The organism is Hymenobacter sp. BRD67, from assembly GCF_013256425.1.
GTDB lineage: Bacteria > Bacteroidota > Bacteroidia > Cytophagales > Hymenobacteraceae > Hymenobacter.
Window position 1 is genome coordinate 3,569,441 of sequence record NZ_CP053904.1, and the last position, 16,654, is coordinate 3,586,094.

15 protein-coding genes and 3 pseudogenes are annotated in these 16,654 nt (G+C 59.7%); 10 read left to right on the plus strand and 8 right to left on the minus strand.

The window, feature by feature from the left end:
* The first annotated feature begins 9 nt into the window (after positions 1-9).
* The 4 genes from GKZ67_RS16615 to GKZ67_RS16630 all read left to right on the plus strand — a co-directional run bounded on the left by GKZ67_RS16615 (position 10) and on the right by GKZ67_RS16630 (position 4,865).
* Positions 10-918, plus strand: coding sequence for a (Fe-S)-binding protein (locus GKZ67_RS16615; protein WP_173244512.1), 909 nt, complete (start codon positions 10-12; stop codon positions 916-918).
* Positions 919-1,196: 278 nt separating this feature from the next.
* Entirely contained in the window at positions 1,197-1,643 is a 447-nt protein-coding gene (locus tag GKZ67_RS16620) for a hypothetical protein (RefSeq protein WP_254244889.1), read from the plus strand.
* A gap of 69 nt (positions 1,644-1,712) precedes the next feature.
* Positions 1,713-3,656, plus strand: a complete 1,944-nt coding sequence (locus GKZ67_RS16625) for an OmpA family protein (protein WP_173244516.1) — start codon at positions 1,713-1,715, stop codon at positions 3,654-3,656.
* A gap of 168 nt (positions 3,657-3,824) precedes the next feature.
* Entirely contained in the window at positions 3,825-4,865 is a 1,041-nt protein-coding gene (locus GKZ67_RS16630; protein WP_173244519.1) for a DUF4476 domain-containing protein, read from the plus strand.
* 81 nt (positions 4,866-4,946) lie between these two features.
* On the opposite strand, the gene GKZ67_RS16635 is transcribed toward GKZ67_RS16630, so the two are convergent.
* Positions 4,947-5,375: a DUF4293 family protein gene (locus tag GKZ67_RS16635; RefSeq protein WP_254244890.1), complete on the minus strand. Its 429-nt coding sequence runs from the start codon at positions 5,373-5,375 to the stop codon at positions 4,947-4,949.
* A 144-nt stretch (positions 5,376-5,519) separates the two neighbouring features.
* Between GKZ67_RS16635 and GKZ67_RS16640 the strand changes: the two are divergent.
* The 3 genes and pseudogenes from GKZ67_RS16640 (at position 5,520) to GKZ67_RS16650 (ending at position 8,810) form a co-directional block, all read left to right on the plus strand.
* Positions 5,520-6,721 (plus strand): annotated as a pseudogene (locus tag GKZ67_RS16640) (thiolase family protein).
* A 78-nt stretch (positions 6,722-6,799) separates the two neighbouring features.
* A complete protein-coding gene (gene kynU, locus GKZ67_RS16645) occupies positions 6,800-8,077 on the plus strand; it encodes a kynureninase (protein WP_173244525.1) in 1,278 nt (425 codons plus the stop codon).
* 70 nt (positions 8,078-8,147) lie between these two features.
* The gene (locus GKZ67_RS16650) at positions 8,148-8,810 is read left to right on the plus strand and encodes a hypothetical protein (protein ID WP_173244528.1); all 663 of its coding nucleotides are present in this window, start codon (positions 8,148-8,150) and stop codon (positions 8,808-8,810) included.
* Positions 8,811-8,895: 85 nt separating this feature from the next.
* Here GKZ67_RS16650 and GKZ67_RS16655 read toward each other — a convergent pair whose 3' ends face one another.
* The 6 genes and pseudogenes from GKZ67_RS16655 to GKZ67_RS16680 all read right to left on the minus strand — a co-directional run bounded on the left by GKZ67_RS16655 (position 8,896) and on the right by GKZ67_RS16680 (position 13,223).
* Positions 8,896-9,558 (minus strand): phosphatidylserine decarboxylase family protein, encoded by a 663-nt coding sequence (locus tag GKZ67_RS16655; RefSeq protein WP_173246907.1) that lies wholly within the window; start codon positions 9,556-9,558, stop codon positions 8,896-8,898.
* Between the two features lie 213 nt (positions 9,559-9,771).
* Positions 9,772-11,056: pseudogene (locus tag GKZ67_RS16660) on the minus strand (Glu/Leu/Phe/Val family dehydrogenase).
* A 164-nt stretch (positions 11,057-11,220) separates the two neighbouring features.
* The gene (locus GKZ67_RS16665) at positions 11,221-11,769 is read right to left on the minus strand and encodes a phosphatidate cytidylyltransferase (protein WP_410505026.1); all 549 of its coding nucleotides are present in this window, start codon (positions 11,767-11,769) and stop codon (positions 11,221-11,223) included.
* A complete protein-coding gene (locus GKZ67_RS16670) occupies positions 11,769-12,233 on the minus strand; it encodes a phosphatidate cytidylyltransferase (RefSeq protein ID WP_173244530.1) in 465 nt (154 codons plus the stop codon). The genes GKZ67_RS16665 and GKZ67_RS16670 overlap by 1 nt, the downstream gene beginning before the upstream one ends.
* A 5-nt stretch (positions 12,234-12,238) precedes the next feature.
* Positions 12,239-12,859, minus strand: a complete 621-nt coding sequence (locus GKZ67_RS16675) for a CPBP family intramembrane glutamic endopeptidase (RefSeq protein ID WP_173244533.1) — start codon at positions 12,857-12,859, stop codon at positions 12,239-12,241.
* A gap of 88 nt (positions 12,860-12,947) precedes the next feature.
* Entirely contained in the window at positions 12,948-13,223 is a 276-nt protein-coding gene (locus tag GKZ67_RS16680; RefSeq protein ID WP_173244536.1) for a hypothetical protein, read from the minus strand.
* Between the two features lie 89 nt (positions 13,224-13,312).
* On the opposite strand from GKZ67_RS16680, the pseudogene dusB reads away from it, so the two are divergent.
* Positions 13,313-14,301 (plus strand): annotated as a pseudogene (gene dusB, locus GKZ67_RS16685) (tRNA dihydrouridine synthase DusB).
* A 55-nt stretch (positions 14,302-14,356) separates the two neighbouring features.
* Here dusB and GKZ67_RS16690 read toward each other — a convergent pair.
* Positions 14,357-14,788 (minus strand): DUF4174 domain-containing protein, encoded by a 432-nt coding sequence (locus GKZ67_RS16690; protein ID WP_173244539.1) that lies wholly within the window; start codon positions 14,786-14,788, stop codon positions 14,357-14,359.
* A gap of 145 nt (positions 14,789-14,933) precedes the next feature.
* On the opposite strand from GKZ67_RS16690, the gene gndA reads away from it, so the two are divergent.
* Positions 14,934-16,463: an NADP-dependent phosphogluconate dehydrogenase gene (gndA, locus tag GKZ67_RS16695; protein WP_173244542.1), complete on the plus strand. Its 1,530-nt coding sequence runs from the start codon at positions 14,934-14,936 to the stop codon at positions 16,461-16,463.
* Positions 16,464-16,652, plus strand: coding sequence for a hypothetical protein (locus GKZ67_RS24750; RefSeq protein ID WP_317172170.1), 189 nt, complete (start codon positions 16,464-16,466; stop codon positions 16,650-16,652). It abuts the gene before it with no gap.
* Positions 16,653-16,654: the final 2 nt, after the last annotated feature.

The window sequence follows — 16,654 nt, forward strand, 5'->3', positions numbered from 1 at the left end:
AAAAAAAATATGACGCCTACTTCCTCCCCTGCTGCCCCCGCCAAGCGCCAGCTTACCGTGCCCACCGTAGCCGACCTGGCCGCCGAAGGCAAGTCGCCCGAAATTCTATTCTGGGTGGGCTGCGCAGGCGCGTTCGACGACCGGTACAAGCGCGTGACCCGGGCCTTTGCCCGCATTCTGGAGCACGTCGGCACCAACTACGCCGTGCTGGGCCTCGAAGAGAGCTGCACCGGTGACCCGGCCAAGCGGGCCGGCAACGAGTTTTTGTTTCAGATGCAGGCCATGCAAAACATCACGACGATGAACGGCTACGGCATTAAGAAAATCGTGACTGCCTGCCCGCACTGCTTCAATACCATCAAAAACGAGTATCCGGCGCTGGGTGGTGAGTACGAGGTAATTCACCACAGCACCTACCTGCAACAGCTTATCAATGAGGGTAAAGTAGCGGTGAAGGGTGGCGAAAGCTTTAAGGGCCGACGCATCACGTTCCACGACTCATGCTACCTGGGCCGGGCCAACAACATTTACGAAGCCCCGCGCGACGTGCTCGCTGCCCTCGATGCCGACCTGGTGGAGATGAAGCGCAGCCGTGCCAACGGCCTGTGCTGCGGCGCCGGCGGCGCCCAGATGTGGAAGGAGCCCGAGCCCGGCAAAAAAGATATCAACATCGAGCGCACCGAGGAGGCGTTGGCCACGCTGGGCGGCGCAGCGGCGGCCCTGGATAACCTGCGCGGCGTCGAAACCGAGCGCCCCGCGCCCGGCCAGCACCCACTGCAGGGCAGTATCATTGCCGTGGGCTGCCCTTTCTGCATGACCATGATGAGCGACGGCGTGAAAAACAAGGAACAGGAGGGTATCGTGCAGGTGTTTGACCTGGCCGAGCTGGTAGCCAGCGCCGAAGGCATTAACGCCTAAGACCACTGATTAGCCCGGATTTTAGCGGATTGCACGGATTTTGTAGTCGGTGCTCTTTTGTTTGCCTGGGGCAAGCCAGCTCTGCTGAACCGATACCCCGAATTTTGCCGTGGGTGCGCGTTGGCTCGCCTGCTTGCTTTTGCGCTCTTCTATTCGTTACAACCAACGGAATTTACGGCTTCACAGCACCTACAAAATCTGTGCAATCCGCTAAAATCCGTACTACTCAGTGGTGCTATGTACGTTGCCTTTGACCACCTGCCCCCGCATGCCCGCGTGTGGATTTACCAGGCCAGCCGCCCCTCACCGAAGAAGAGCTGGTGCGGCTGCTGCCCCGGCTGGCCGCCTTTGCCGAGGAGTGGACGAGCCATGGCCGGGAACTGGCTGCTTCGGCGCAGTTTCTGCACCGGCAGTTTCTGGTGATTGGCCTCGACGAAGCAGTGGCCGGGGCCAGCGGGTGCTCTATCGATGCATCGGTGCGATTTGTGCAGGCCCTGGAACAAGAGCTGGGGCTAAGCTTGTTGGAAAAGTCGCGCATGGCCTTTCTTGACGAAGCCGGGCTGCGGCTGCTTACCCGCAGCGAGCTACGCGAAGCCATTGCAGCTGGTCAGCTAACTCCTGAGACCTTGTATTTCAACAACACGTTGAGTACTAAACAGGAATTAGACGACCACTGGCCCGCCCCGGCCGGTCAAACCTGGCTAGCCAGCTATTTTGCCGGGTAGCATCGGGCGGGGCTGGCCCAAACAGTTGTATTATTGCCTATCAAACCCCGACTTGCATTTCCTGGCTGCATGGCTCTCTCAATTCGCTTTTCGTCCCTCAGAAAATTACTGCTTATCGGGGCGGCCGGCCCGGCTGTGGCGCTGAGCGGCTGTGCCAGCTCGGGCAAGCTAAGTAAAGCCGATAAACGCTTTCAGCGCGGCGAGTATGAGGCGGCCATTCCGCTTTACAAAGCCGACGCGGCAAAGGGTAAGGGCGCAGCTACGGCCAATTTCCGCCTGGGCGAATCTTACCGGCTTTCCAATCGCCTCGACCAGGCCGAGCCCTATTACAAAGCGGCGCTCGATGGCAACTCGCGCAACGCCGACCTCGGCTACCGCTACGCCGAAGCCCTGAAAGCCAATGGTAAGTTCGACGAGGCAGCCGCCCGCTTTACCACCTACGCCCAAAACGGCACCAACCACACTTTGGCTGCCCGCGCCGAAGCCGAAGCACGCAATGCCTTGGCCAGCAAGGCGCTGGCCGGCGCGGCGGCTGGTTACGAAGTATCTCCCGTAGAGGCCCTGAACTCGCCCAGCTCCGATTTTTCCGCTTCGCGCATGCCGAGCGGCGAGCTGGTATTTGCTTCGGGCCGCGACGGCAAGCCTTATCCTGGCAATGGCGAGCGCTACACGGCGCTCTATGCCCAGAAATTTGACGACCCCACGGCCTTGACCGGCGGTACGCCGCGCAAGCTGGAGCCCATTTTCAATAACGATAAAGAGCTGCAAGCCAGCGCCACCTACACGCCCGATGGCAAGACGATGGTGTTTGCCCGCTCAAATGATGGCTCGAAAAAAGGCTACCGCAGCGTCGATTTGTGGATTTCCTATTACCGCGACGGAGCCTGGACGACGCCCATTCTGGCTAATATCAACGACCGCACGGCCGACGACTTTGCCCCGGCTTTTGCCCCCGATGGTACCACGCTCTACTTTGCCTCGGGGCGTAAGGGCGGGCAGGGCGGCAACGACCTGTACAAAGCCACGCTGGGCCCCAATGGCCGCTTCTCGCCCGCCGAAAACCTGGGTGAGGCCATCAACTCGGTGGGCAACGACAACTTCCCCGGCGTAGCGCCCGATGGCACGCTCTACTTTTCGTCTGATGGCTGGCCTGGCTACGGCAAGCTCGATATTTTCCAGGTGAAAGGTGGTAAGCCCGTAAACCTGGGACCCGGCATCAACAGCCCGGCCGACGATTTTGCGCCTTATTTCACGGCGCCTGGCGTGGGCATTTTTTCCTCCAACCGGGAGGGCGGCAAAGGCTCGGATGACTTGTACTCGTTTAAAAAGAAGCCGCGCAAAATCGTTACGTTCTTTGCCGACGGCACGGTAGTGGAACGCGATGCCAAAACCGGCACAACCACCCCCGTAGCCAATGAAACGGTAACCATCACCAGCGGCACCGGCCAGAAGCGCGACGTGCTCACCGGCCCCGATGGCAAATTCACGACCAAGCTCGACTCGGCTCAGACCTACGGCTTATTTGCTGACCGCAACGGCGACTTTACGGCCCGGGCCAGCCTGAGCACCGTCGGGCGCTACCCTAACCCGGAGGCACTGACTCAGCCCCAGAACGATATCAAGCTGCCCGTGACGCTCACGCTCAGTAAAATTGTTGTGAACCGGGCCATCGAAATCAAGGACATTTTTTACGACTACAACAAGTTTAACATCCGCCCCGACGCGGCTATCCGCCTCGATACGCTGGTGCAAACCTTGCAGGATAACCCCAAGATTAATATCGAGTTGAGCTCGCACACCGACCAGCGCGGCAAAGATGCCTACAACCTCAAGCTCAGTCAGCAGCGGGCCGAGGCAGCAGTGGCGTACATTATCAGCAAGGGCATCGACAAGAGCCGCATCACGGCCAAAGGCTACGGCGAAACCCGGCCTATCGTGAAAGATGCCAAGACCGAGGCCGACTACCAGCGCAACCGTCGTACCGAGTTTAAAGTAACGCGGATTGACAAATAAGAATGGCCCAACCAGCTTTGCTCATTATATTAATTATTTATTATATATTAAATAATTAATGTTCTCCCAAAAAGCCTTTGCTCAGCGAAGGCTTTTTTGTTGGCACGGGGTTTGAATTTAGCTGCCCGAAGCTGCAAGGATTTTTACCGCTTCCTGGTTTAGCCATTTATGAAAACGCTCTTTAAGTTGGCTGCCACGCTGCTCCTTACCTGGCCTGCGGCATCCCCAGCGCTGGCCGCGCCGCAGGCCAACCTGACTATTACGGCCGAGCAGGGCCAGCCCTTTAGCCTGGTGCTGGATGGGCGGCTGCTGACGCGTCCGGTAGCGCCCCAGGTTCGGGTAGCGCTGCTGGCACCCGGCCGGCACTGGGCTGAGTTTAGTGTACCCACCGGCTACGGCCCGCCTATGCGCTTTCGCACTACGGTGTGGCTGCAGCCCGGCCTGGAAACCGACTACGTGCTGCTAGTGCGCCCGTATGGGCCACAGCTGCGGCAGGTTGGCGTGTTGCCGATTGGCAGCCCGGCCTACGGGCAAGGAGGCTATTATGACCAGGGCGCTGCTCCGTATGGCAATGGCCAGGGCAGTTACAACGGCCCACAGGGCGGCTATTACGGCCCAGGCCAGACTCCTCCTCCTGCCCAGGGCGGCTACAATAACGGCGGCTATGACCCACGCGGGGCTTATCCTGGCAATGGGCAGCCCCAGCCCTACCCGGCACCGGTGCCTAACCCGACTTACCCCGGCCAGCAGCCTCAGTCCTACCCGGCACCTGCTCCGGCTCCCGCTTACCCCGGCAACGGGCAGCCGCAGAGCAATTCCGGCGATTATAACAACGCACCGGCCGGCAGCTACCCCGACACAACCGCCAACGGCGGCTACGACCCAAACTCGGCCCCCAACAGCGTAGCCAACCTGCAGCCCCTGGCCCCGGCCGACGTAGAAGGCCTCAGCCAGGACCTGCGCCAGCGTGCCACCGATGAGGAGCGCCTACGCACCGCTACCCAGGCCCTGGACCAAAGCAGCCTCAGCGCCGATGAGCTGGCCGAGCTGGTCAGAACCTTTGTCCACGATGAGTCGCGCATTGAGCTGGCGCGCTTTGGCTACTCGCACCTCAGCGACCCTCAGAATTTCAGCCACGTGTACAGCGCGCTGCAATTCAAATCGAGCATCCGCACGCTGAAGCAGGCAGTGGGCCTGCCGCAGGATTAACTACCTTTCCGACCTTCAAACACCACGCAAAAGCCCCGGCTGCCAGACTGGCAACCGGGGCTTTGTTATATACAAAATAAACTATCTTAACCGGTCGTAGCTGTTGCGCACCAACTGCTCATCGCGCCGGATAAAGCGGTTGGCGAGCAGGTTCAGCAGCAGCGCCAGCGTGGGCAGGTAAAAGGCCGGCTGAAACTGGCCTTCGAGCTTGGGGTTGAGAAACGTTTCGCCCTGATTGGAAAAATAAAACGCGGCCCCGAAGGTGGCCATAATAAGCAGCAGGTTGAGCATACCCAGCTTGAGCTGGGTAAACCGGGTGCGGAACTGGAAAATTTCGTACATGGCCACCGCCGCCGAGGCCAGGGCCAGCACGCCAATTACCCAGACCGGCGCATTTGTGGCGGGGCGGAGCATGTTGGTCGGCGTAAAGCCAAAGGCCGTCAGGGTTAGTTCCTGATGCGTGAGGGCATCTACTTTGTGCCAGAGGGGCAGGGCGAGCAGGCTCAGCATGGCTAAAGCCAGCAGCAACAGAAAAACGCTTTGAATTCTTTGTATCATCTTTGCGGTTGTGGAAAAGGCCCGCGCCGGTGCGCGTTGCCAGGCCAAAATTAGCCCTCAACCGGCGGACTCGCTTCGCCCCAACGATACTCTGGAATGCCCAATGCGTATATCGTGGATGCTGTGCGCACCCCGATTGGAAAGTTTGGCGGCGCGCTCAGCAGCGTCCGCCCCGATGACCTGGCCGCCCTCGTACTGCGTGAGCTGCTGCGCCGCAACCCCAGCCTCGACAAAAACGCCGTAGAAGACGTGATAATGGGGGCCGCCAACCAGGCCGGCGAAGACAACCGCAACGTGGCCCGCATGGCTGCCCTGCTGGCCGGCTTGCCCGTCACTGTGCCGGGCAATACCGTAAACCGCCTCTGTGCCAGCGGCTTGCAAAGTATTATGGATGCGGCCCGCGCCATTAAAGTAGGCGAAGGCGACGTGTACCTGGCCGGGGCTCGGAGAGCATGACCCGGGCGCCCTTCGTGATGGCGAAGTCGGCCACGGCTTTTGCCCGCGATTTCACCGCCCACGATACCACGCTGGGCTGGCGCTTCGTGAACCCGCGCTTGGCCAAGGAGCACTACCCCTACACGATGGGCGAAACGGCCGAAAACGTGGCCGCCCAGTACAACATTAGCCGCGAGGAGCAGGATGCGTTCGCGTTTGAGAGCCAGCGCAAGTACCACCGGGCCGCCGAAAAAGGCCGCTTCCGTAAGGAGCTGGTGCCGGTGTTTCTGCCGCAGCCCAAAGGCGATACGGCCCTGTTTGACACCGACGAGCAGCCCCGTATTTCGAGCCTTGAAAAGCTGGCTACCCTTAAGCCGGCCTTCAAGCTCGACGGTGGCACCGTAACGGCGGGCAACTCGGCGGGCATCAACGACGGGGCCGCCGCCGCGCTGCTGGTGAGCGACGATGCCCTGGCGCGCTACAACCTCAAGCCGCTGGCCAGGATAATATCCTCGGCCGTGGCGGGCGTCGACCCGGCCATTATGGGCATGGGGCCGGTGCCGGCTATCCGCAAGGCGCTGGACCGTGCGGGCCTCACCCTGGCCGACATGGATTTGCTGGAGCTGAACGAGGCCTTTGCCTCCCAGAGCCTGGCCGTTATCCGGGAGTTGGGAGCCGATGTGAGCAAGGTGAACGTAAACGGCGGCTCCATCGCCATTGGCCACCCACTGGGCTCGAGCGGGGCCCGCATTGTGGCTACGCTGGTGCACGAGATGCAGCGCCGCGAGGGCGTTCGCTACGGCCTCGCTGCCATGTGCGTGGGAGTAGGCCAGGGCATCGCCATGGTTTTCGAGAAAATGTAAGCGTAGCGCGGACTCTGCGAGTCCGCGCATTGAACTACTTGCGCGGACTTACAGAGTCCGCGCTACTTCCCACCCCGCATGACCTACGACCTTTCGCCCACCTTTGCCGCCGCCCAGGATGCGGCCGACTCTCTGGCTGCCTTCCGGCAGGAATTTCACATTCCGCCCGGTCCGGATGGCCAGCCCACTGCCTACTTCTGCGGCAACTCGCTGGGCCTGCTGCCCCGCGCCGCCCGCGCCGCCGTGGAGGCCGAGTTTAACTCGTGGGAGACGCGGGCCGTCGAAGGCCATTTTCAGGGCGAGTCGCCGTGGATGTATTACCACGAAAACCTGACCGACGGCGCGGCCCGCCTGGTGGGCGGCCACCCGCTGGAAGTGGTAATAATGAACACGCTCACAGTGAACCTGCACCTGCTGCTCGTGTCGTTTTACCGGCCCACTGCCACGCGCTATAAGGTACTGATGGAAGGCGGCGCGTTTCCCTCCGACCAGTACGCGCTCGAAAGCCAGGCACGCCTGCACGGCCTCGACCCGGCCGAGGCCATTGTAGAGATGCTTCCGCGCCCAGGCGAGCACTTATTGCGGACCGAAGATATCGAGGCCAAAATCGCCGAACTGGGCGACTCGCTGGCGACGGTCATTTTTGGCGGTATCAACTACTACACGGGGCAGGTATTTGATATGGCGGCCATTACGCGGGCGGGCCACGCGGTGGGGGCCACCGTGGGCTTCGACCTGGCGCACGCAGCTGGCAACGTAGAGCTGAAGCTGCACGACTGGGACGTGGATTTTGCCTGCTGGTGTACCTATAAGTACCTGAATTCGGGGCCGGGCGGCACCTCAGGAGTATTTATTAATGAGCGCTTTGCGCATCAGCCCGACCTGCTGCGGCTGGCCGGCTGGTGGGGCCAGGACCCGAAAGAGCGCTTCCAGATGAAGCCGGGCTTTCGGCCTTCGCCGGGGGCGTCGGGCTGGCAGCTCTCGTGCGGGCAGGTATTGCCTATGGCCGTGCACCGGGCCAACCTGGAGATTTTTGACCGCGCCGGCGGCATAGCCGTGCTGCGCGCCAAGAGCAAAAAGCTGACCGGCTACCTCGAATTTCTTATCAACCAGCTGGGCCTACCGAAGTCCCGGCTCGAAATTATTACCCCAGCCGACCCGGCGCAGCGCGGCTGCCAGCTCTCGCTGCTGGTGCACGAGCGCGGGCGCGACTTGTTCAACTTTCTGGCCGCGCGCGGCATTATCGCCGACTGGCGCGAGCCCAACGTCATTCGCCTTGCACCCGTACCGCTTTATAATTCGTTTGAAGATGTGCGCCGGGCAGGCGCAGCTATTTCTGAGTTTTACAATCAGTAGTGAACAGTGAGCAGTCGCTGATTAACCGGCAGCAGCGCACTGTGCGCTGCTCATTGCGCACTCCCTTATTATGGAAGATTACGCGGCCAAGATGGCCCTTAAGTCCGATGCAGCGCTCCGCGAGTACGTGACTGGCTACGCCCAGTACCGCGAAGACGCCGTGCTGGCCGCCTTCGACGAGCTGCGGCGACGCGGCCAGCCCGCCCCCGAGGAAACGACGCTACGGCCGCAGCTGGAGGTCGCGGCCCAGGCCCAGGCCGCCGCAGCCGAAGCAGCCAGGCTCAGCCGTGCCGAAAGCATCGAGCTACCCGCCGAAGAGCAGCCCGTGCTGTATACGCCGGGCGTAATTGTCCTTTTTTCGGTGCTCTTCAATACTATTATTGCGGGAGCGGTGCTGCTGGCGATGAACTTTAGCCGCCTGAAGCGCACCAAGGCCATCTGGGGATTAGTTGCATTCGTGCTGGCGTATCTGATTGGAGAAGCGGTAATAGTAAATATTTTTATGCAAAAATATACTATTAATCCCTTATTAGTGCCGTTATTGAATCTGCCGGCTATTCTGGCTTACATCCTCTGGTTTTGGCCGCGCTACGTGGGTACGTATCAGTTTAAGCCGCGCGGGTGGCTGCTGCCGCTGCTCATCTGCTTCAGCGTTATGCTGGCGCTGGGGCTGCTGCTCCAGCACATTCCAGGTGCCGCGCAGCTTATGAAGCAACAAATGCAGCAACAATAAGCCCCACAGTTTCCATTTCAATAGTAAAAAGCCCGGCCGCAATCGTATGCGGCCGGGCTTTTCACTATTGAAACGATTGCAGTAGTTAGCTTATAAGCTGACAAAGCACGGTTTCACCGCCCTTCACTTTCTGGCCCAGCTCTACTTTAATCTCGGCATTGAGGGGCACAAAAATATCGACCCGCGAGCCGAACTTGATAAAGCCAAACTCTTCGCCCTGGCTTACTTCATCGCCTTCGTTTACGTACCACACAATGCGGCGGGCCATGGCGCCGGCAATCTGCCGGAAGAGTACCAGTGGACCGGCGTCGCTCTCAACTACTACCGTGGTGCGCTCGTTCTGGGTGCTGCTTTTGGGGTGCCAGGCCACCAGGTACTGGCCGGGATGATACTTAAAATACCTGACGATACCCGACACCGGATTGCGGGTAATGTGCACATTGATAGGCGACATAAACACGCTGATTTGCCGGCGGGCATCCTCAAAATACTCGGTTTCAATCACTTCCTCAATCACTACTACTTTGCCGTCGGCCGGGGCCAGCAGCAGGTCCTCGTGCGTGAGCAAGCGCCGAAAAGGCGAGCGGAAGAACTGCAGCAGCATCAGAAAAGCTACCACCGAGGCACCCGCAAAAATGCGATTGAACACCACGTTGGGGCCGTTGTAGCGGCTTAGCAGCAGGTTGAGGGCCAGCAGCACGAGTAGCGTCACGAACAAGATGCGGCGGCCTTCTTTGTGTATCTTAATCACTGAGTAGCACGAATTTTAGCGGATTTCACGGATTTTGTGGACGATTGACCGCCCGATACTTCACTCAATTAACACGTAAATTAACGGCACCAGTTGTTAACGCTCTCTTCTACTAAGTAATTATCGGCTAGCTCCCCTAGTAGAAAGAGCCAGCCGATAATCATCCACAGAATCCGTGAAATTCGTGAAAATTCGTGCTAATCAGTGGTCTTAGTAGCCACCGCGGTACTTATAGGTTTGGGCTACCTTATCGATGGCTACTACGTAGGCCGCAATACGCATCGGAACGCTGTATTTCTGGCTGGTAACGTACACTTTCTCAAAAGCTTCCGTCATGATGCGGTCGGCGCGCTCGGTTACCATATCGAGGCTCCACTTGAAGCCCTGCTTGTTCTGCACCCACTCAAAGTAGCTTACGGTTACGCCACCCGAGTTGGCCAGAATGTCGGGCACTACCATGATGCCCTTCTCATTAATAATGGGGTCGGCCGAGGCAGAGGTAGGGCCGTTGGCACCTTCCACAATGAGCTTAGCCTGGATAAAAGGGGCATTGTGCTCGGTAATCACATCCTCCACGGCGGCTGGCACGATAACGTCTACTGCTGAGGTCAGCAGCTTGGTGGGGTCCATGGGGTCAGCGCCCTCAAAGCCTTCCAGGCGACCGCTGTGGGCATTTTTGTAGGCAATAGCCTCGTCGATGTTGATACCGTTGTCGTTCCAGTAAGCACCCGAAATATCCGAGACCCCTTTCACTTTCAACCCTTTATCAAACAACAGCTTGGCGGCCCACGAGCCTACGTTGCCGAAGCCCTGCACGGCTACCGAAGTTTCCTCAGGCTTCATGCCCAGCTTGTTGAGCGCGGCCAGCGTCGATACCATTACGCCGCGGCCGGTAGCCTCGGTGCGGCCCAGCGAGCCGCCCATTACCAGGGGCTTGCCCGTCACGACAGCCGAGGCAGTCGAGCCCACGGTCTTGGAAAATTCGTCCATAATCCAGGCCATCTCGCGGGGCCGGTGCCCATATCGGGGCCGGAATGTCGCGGTCGGGGCCGAATACGTCCTTCATAGCCACGGTGTAGGCACGGGTCAGGCGCTCAATCTCGCCCACGCTCATGGTAGTAGGGTCGCAGATTATGCCACCCTTCGCCCCACCGTAGGGAATATCGACCACGGCGCACTTCCAGGTCATCCAGGCGGCGAGCGCTTTCACCTCGTCGAGGTGCACGTGCATATCATAGCGAATGCCGCCCTTGCTGGGGCCCAGTATGGTGTTGTGCACCACGCGGTAGCCTTCAAATACGCGCACCTTGCCATCGTCCATCGATACGGGCATGTGCACGATAACCTGCTTATCGGGTGCCTTCAGTACTTCATAAGTAGTATCGTCAAGTCCTAATATTTCGGCCGCGATATTAAAGCGCGACATCATGGACTCAAGCGGATTTTCGGTGTCGACCCGTGGGGCCGGCTCTTTGTACACAGTGGTGGCTGCCATGTGAGAGGATAAAAAGTGAGGGGTGGGTGGGATGATGGAGGACAGATACGCTTACGAAAACGCGCCGCAAAGGTACGCCTATTGGGAATGAGTGGTAGGATAGTAGGAAGCACGTGCTACTGCCTGACAAAGCAGAACTGCATTTCCCGCTGCCTACTACCCTATTACCGACTAACTACCCAAGAGTGCTTGCAGTAGGGCCAGCACCGGCAGCACCAGCAAAAAAGCATCGAAGCGGTCGAGCAGCCCCCGTGGCCGGGCAGAAAGGTGCCCGAATCCTTTACGCCCGCGCTGCGCTTGAGCATCGACTCGGCCAGGTCGCCGAGCGGGCCGAATACGGCCACTACGCCGGCGGCTACCAGGCGGTGGCTCAGCGGAATATCGGGCAGGAAATAGCCGGCCGCCCAGCCCGTGACGAGCGTAAGCGCCGCGCCGCCGGCCCAGCCTTCCCAGGTTTTGCCGGGCGAGATGCTGGGCGCCAGCTTGTGCTTGCCAAAGTTTTTGCCCGCGAAGTAGGCGCCAGTATCGGCCGCCCACACGAAGAAGATGAGGCAGAAGACGCGGCCGGGCTCAAAATGGCCCGAGCCGTAGGCTATAACGCTCAGTAAAGCCATCGGCAGGCTCACATAAAGTAAGCCAGTAAGCGTAGCCCCAATATTTGAGAAAGGCTGACCATGATTCGGCCATAATACGATTTCTCTTATTATTAACACTACCAATAGTAGAATAGCCGCCCCAATCCAGAGGGAATGCTTGATAGCAGCATTACAAGGTCGAATAACCTCAATGACCCAGGCGTAGCCTGCGGAAAGGCTGACAAAGGAGGAGAAAGGGTACTATTGATGGGTAAATGAAATAGCCCCCCATATACAGTCCAGCCGACAAGAAAATTGATGACTGCGAAAATCAATACTCCGACAATCCCTCCCGCCCAGCTGGCCGGCCGATGCCCGCTGGCCCGCATTATCCGGTAAAACTCCTTCAGTATCACGGCCTGTACTGCTGCAAAAAACAGCGCAAAGGAGACGGGCCCGCCAAACGTGCAGCCGATGAGCAGCGCCGCCGCCAGCGCGCCCCAGATAACGCGCAGGCGCAGGTTGCTGGGGCCTTTGGGCTCGGCTGGTTCGGGGCGGGCGAGGTAGTAGCTGGATTCAAATCGGCAAAGATTAAGGCGCAAAGAAGCTAGCGGGACACGCGCTCGCTGGGCAGTACGGGGTCAAACGCAGGGGCTGGCTGGCTGGCCGACCAGCGCTGATGCAGCCAGTAGAGCAGCCCCGCCGTGAGCGCGGCCGAGAGTATAACGGCCGGCCAGGGCACCGCGATATTGGCGTCGGGGTCAAAAGAAGCGGGCAGCAGCTTGTTTTGAAACAAATAGAGCAATACCAGCTGCAAGGCATTCTGCGTGAAGTGTGCAGCCATCGATACGACGATATTGCCGCTCCATTCGTAGAGATACCCTAAGAGCAGGCCCAGCACAAAGCGCGGAACGAAGCCGAAAAACTGCATATGAATGGCCGAGAAAATGGCCGCCGCCAGCCACACGCCCACGTGCCTTGAGCCGAACCACCGCACCAGACAGCGCTGCACGCCGCCCCGAAAAACCAACTCTTCGGCCACGGCCGGCACAATGGCAATAACAATAAGGCCCACCAGCAGCCGGGCGGGCGTGTGAAAGTCGGTCAGAAACTTGGTGAGGCCGGCGGCCTGGTCTTCTTTATCGCGCGCCCACAGCTCAAAGCCGTGCAGCGCCGGCGGGAAGTGCGCCCCGGCATTCCAGGCCACCAGGGCCGATAGAAAGGGCACCGAACAGATGATAACCAGCCCGGCCGCTGCCGGCCACCAGGCCGCCCCCAGCCGGCGCGGCGCGTAGTAGCTACCGACAGACTGCCCACTAGCAGCGGCAGCACTGCCGCCCCAGCCCCCACCCCGCCAGCGACAGGCCCTGGTAAAGCATCAGCACCTCCCAGCCGTGCGGGGCACGCTCGGGCGCGGCAGCCAGCGCCCCAAACTGCAGCATCGACACGCCGTAGAGCGCATTGGCCAGCAGCAGAGCCAGCAGGCTGGCCAGGCACAGCCCCGCCACGGCCAGGCCCAGCAGCATCAGAAGTTGCACGGCGGGGTGTACGGAGCGGGGCGACAAACCTTTCATAAAGCCAGAGGTGTTCAAGGGGGTGTAAATTTGCGCAATAAATATTCGTCCGTGGTGCTATGCCTACTGCTGCGTGACGTTCTTTTACTTAAAGCCCGCCTATTTCCGTGGTTACGATTCGCACTATTCAGCTTCCCGACTTCCCGCTGCTGCTTGCGCCGATGGAAGACGTATCGGACCCGCCGTTCCGGGCCGTGTGCAAGGCCAACGGGCCGACCTCATGTACACCGAGTTTATTTCGAGTGAAGGGCTGATTCGGGCGGCGGCCAAAAGCCGCCAGAAGCTCGACGTGTTTGACTACGAGCGGCCCATTGGCATTCAGCTCTTTGGCTCCGACGTAGACACCATGGGCGAATGCGCGGCCATCAGCACCGAGGCCGGGCCCGATTTGATTGACATCAACTACGGCTGCCCGGTGAAGCAGGTGGCCCTGCGCGGCGCGGGCGCGGCGCTGCTGCGCGACATTCCCAAGATGGTAGCCATGACCGCCGCCGTGGTTAAAAATACCCACCTGCCGGTGACCGTAAAAACCCGCCTGGGCTGGGACAACGACACGCTGAACGTAGAAGAAGTAGCCGAGCGCCTGCAGGATGTGGGCATTGAGGCACTTACCGTGCACGGCCGCACCCGCGTGCAGCTCTACAAAGGCGACGCCGACTGGCGGCTTATCGCCAAAATCAAAAACAACCCGCGCATTAAAATCCCCATATTCGGCAACGGCGATATTGATTCGCCCGAAAAAGCGCTCGCTTACAAGAACCGCTACGGCGTGGATGGCGTGATGATAGGCCGGGCAGCCATCGGCTATCCGTGGATTTTTCGGGAAGTAAAGCACTTCGTGGCTACGGGCCAGCACCTGGCCCCGCCCACGCTGGAAGAGCGCATTGCCATGTGCCGCATGCACTTCGACAAAAGCCTGGAGTGGAAAGGCCCGAAGGCTGGTATTTTTGAGATGCGGCGGCACTACGCGCATTATTTCCGCGGGCTCGAAGGGGCCAAGCAGTGGCGCACCCGCTTGGTAGATGCTGAGAACGGGGAGCAGGTATACGCTATATTAGAAGAAATTGCGGCCAGCGACGCCGTGCTGGTGGGCTAGCCGGCGGCTTACGGATTGATAGTTTAAGAATAATAACTACCACAAAAATCGCCTGTTAATTATCTCCCATCCTGCATCTCCGCGCGGCGAATGGGCATTTTATCGACGGTGCCGAAGAGGTCGGCGGGGCTAGCGGCTGGTTTTCAGTGCGCTTCACGCCGCCGTCTTTGCCGATGAGCACTACCCGAAAGCCGGCCAGCGGCTGGGCTAGCTGCTGCGTCCAGCACTGGCGGTCGGCGGGCGAAAGCTGGTCGTAGACTACCTCAATTACCTGAAAATCGCGCTCGGCTAATCCCTTTTTGCTGGCAGCCAGCAGCTTTTTCTGCTGCTGGAAATCGGTCTGGCTAGCCGTGGGCGCGCCAATCAGTAGCAGTCGGTGCTGCCAGCGGCTAGCTTGCAGCGCCTGAGCTAGGCCGGGCGGGGTGAACGATTGCGCGGCTAGCAGAGGCAGCGCCAGCCAGCCCAATATCCATTTTATAACGGGCATTTTCAAACCTGGAAGGGAGAATCTTGCTTACGCTAACCGGACTATTTTCGGCTGACGAGCGACTTCACCAGGCGCTCACCGGCAGCCCGGCGGCTATTTGTGCGTATAGCTTTCCTTTGCGCTTTCACTCCTATTCCTTCGCACAATGAGCGACACCCCCACGGACTACGCATTCGGCATGATTGGCCTCGGCACGATGGGCCGCAACCTGCTGCTGAACATGGCCGACCACGGCTTTGCGGTGGCTGGCTACGACAAAAACCAAAAGCAGGTAGACCTGCTCGGCCAGGAAGGCCAGGGCAAGCCCGTGAAGGGCTTTATGGACTCCAAAGAATTTGTGCAGAGCATCAAAACGCCCCGCGCCATTATGATGCTGGTGCCCGCGGGCGCTATTGTCGACAGCGTGATTGCGGAGATGACGCCGCTGCTGAGCCCCGGCGATATTCTTATCGATGGCGGCAACTCGCACTTTACCGACACCGAGCGCCGCGCCAAGGAGCTATCGGCCAAAAACCTGCACTTCTTCGGCATGGGCGTGAGCGGCGGCGAGGAAGGGGCCCGCTTTGGCCCCAGCATGATGCCCGGCGGCGACGCCGAGGCCTACAAAGTGATGCAGCCGGTGTTTGAGGCCATCGCGGCCAAAGTTGATGGGGCACCCTGCGTGGCCTACATGGGCCCAGGGGCGGCGGGCCACTTCGTAAAAATGGTGCACAACGGCATCGAATACGGCCTGATGGAGCTGATAGCCGAAACCTACGGTGTGCTTAAAACCGGCCTGGGCCTTGATAACGCAGCTATCGGCCAGGTATTTACGCAGTGGAACGAGGGGCGCCTGCAGTCATTCCTGTTAGATATAACCAAGGACATATTTGCCTTCAACGCCCCCGGCACCGACCACCTGCTGCTCGACGACATCAAGGATGAGGCCCGCGCCAAGGGTACCGGCAAGTGGACTTCGCAGGTGGCGATGGACCTGCAAGCTCCCATCCCGACTATCGATACGGCCGTGTCGATGCGCGACTTGTCGAAATACAAAGAGCTGCGCGTGCAGCTGGCTGCGCAATACGGCCCCGAAGCCGGCAAGCTGCCTGGCAGTAACGACGAAGTGCTTAAGCAACTGGAGCAGGCCTTCTACTTCAGCATGATAATGAGCTATGCACAGGGCATGCACATGCTGGCCAAGGCATCGGAAGAGTACAAATACGACCTGCACCTGGCCACCATTGCCAAAATCTGGCGCGGCGGCTGCATTATCCGCTCGGCGTTTTTGAACGACATTTTCAATGCCTTCGAAGGCAATAACCAGCTGGCTCACCTGCTGCTCGATAGCAAGGTGCAGCAGCTGGTGCAGGGCAGCGGGGGCGGCGCACGCAGCCTCATTGCGGCGGCCGTAACGAGTGGCCTGGCCGTGCCGGCCTACACCTCGGCGCTGGGCTATTTCGATGCCTTCCGCACGGCCCGCCTGCCTTCGAATCTTATTCAGGCGCAGCGCGACTATTTTGGGGCGCACACCTACGAATTGATTGGGAAAGAAGGCGTTTTCCATACCCAATGGACGGGCTTGCGCGACAAGGTGGAGTCGCCGGCCGGCCCGCAGGCCAACCAGGCGCCCGCCACGCCGCCCGTGCCCGGAACCAAGCAGTCGAACGAAGAGCCTCTTAACAAGCACTTGTAGATGAACGCGCTTTTAAAATCCCAGCCGACCGTTTTCGTCATTTTTGGCGGCACCGGCGACCTGAACGCCCGCAAGCTGGCCCCGGCCCTGTATAATCTTTATCTTGAAGGCTGGCTGCCCGAGCAGTTTGCCCTTATCGGCACGGGCCGTACACCCCTCTCCGACGACGACTTCCGGGCCGGATGCTAAGC

Excerpts from the sequence above, each read along its gene's own strand:
- GKZ67_RS16615 (WP_173244512.1), top strand. The coding sequence starts at position 10 with ATGACGCCTACTTCCTCCCCTGCTGCCCCCGCCAAGCGCCAGCTTACC.
- GKZ67_RS16625 (WP_173244516.1), top strand. The coding sequence starts at position 1,713 with ATGGCTCTCTCAATTCGCTTTTCGTCCCTCAGAAAATTACTGCTTATC.
- GKZ67_RS16630 (WP_173244519.1), top strand. The coding sequence starts at position 3,825 with ATGAAAACGCTCTTTAAGTTGGCTGCCACGCTGCTCCTTACCTGGCCT.
- GKZ67_RS16635 (WP_254244890.1), bottom strand. The coding sequence starts at position 5,375 with ATGCTGAGCCTGCTCGCCCTGCCCCTCTGGCACAAAGTAGATGCCCTC.
- kynU (WP_173244525.1), top strand. The coding sequence starts at position 6,800 with ATGACCTACGACCTTTCGCCCACCTTTGCCGCCGCCCAGGATGCGGCC.
- GKZ67_RS16650 (WP_173244528.1), top strand. The coding sequence starts at position 8,148 with ATGGAAGATTACGCGGCCAAGATGGCCCTTAAGTCCGATGCAGCGCTC.
- GKZ67_RS16690 (WP_173244539.1), bottom strand. The coding sequence starts at position 14,788 with ATGCCCGTTATAAAATGGATATTGGGCTGGCTGGCGCTGCCTCTGCTA.
- gndA (WP_173244542.1), top strand. The coding sequence starts at position 14,934 with ATGAGCGACACCCCCACGGACTACGCATTCGGCATGATTGGCCTCGGC.
- GKZ67_RS24750 (WP_317172170.1), top strand. The coding sequence starts at position 16,464 with ATGAACGCGCTTTTAAAATCCCAGCCGACCGTTTTCGTCATTTTTGGC.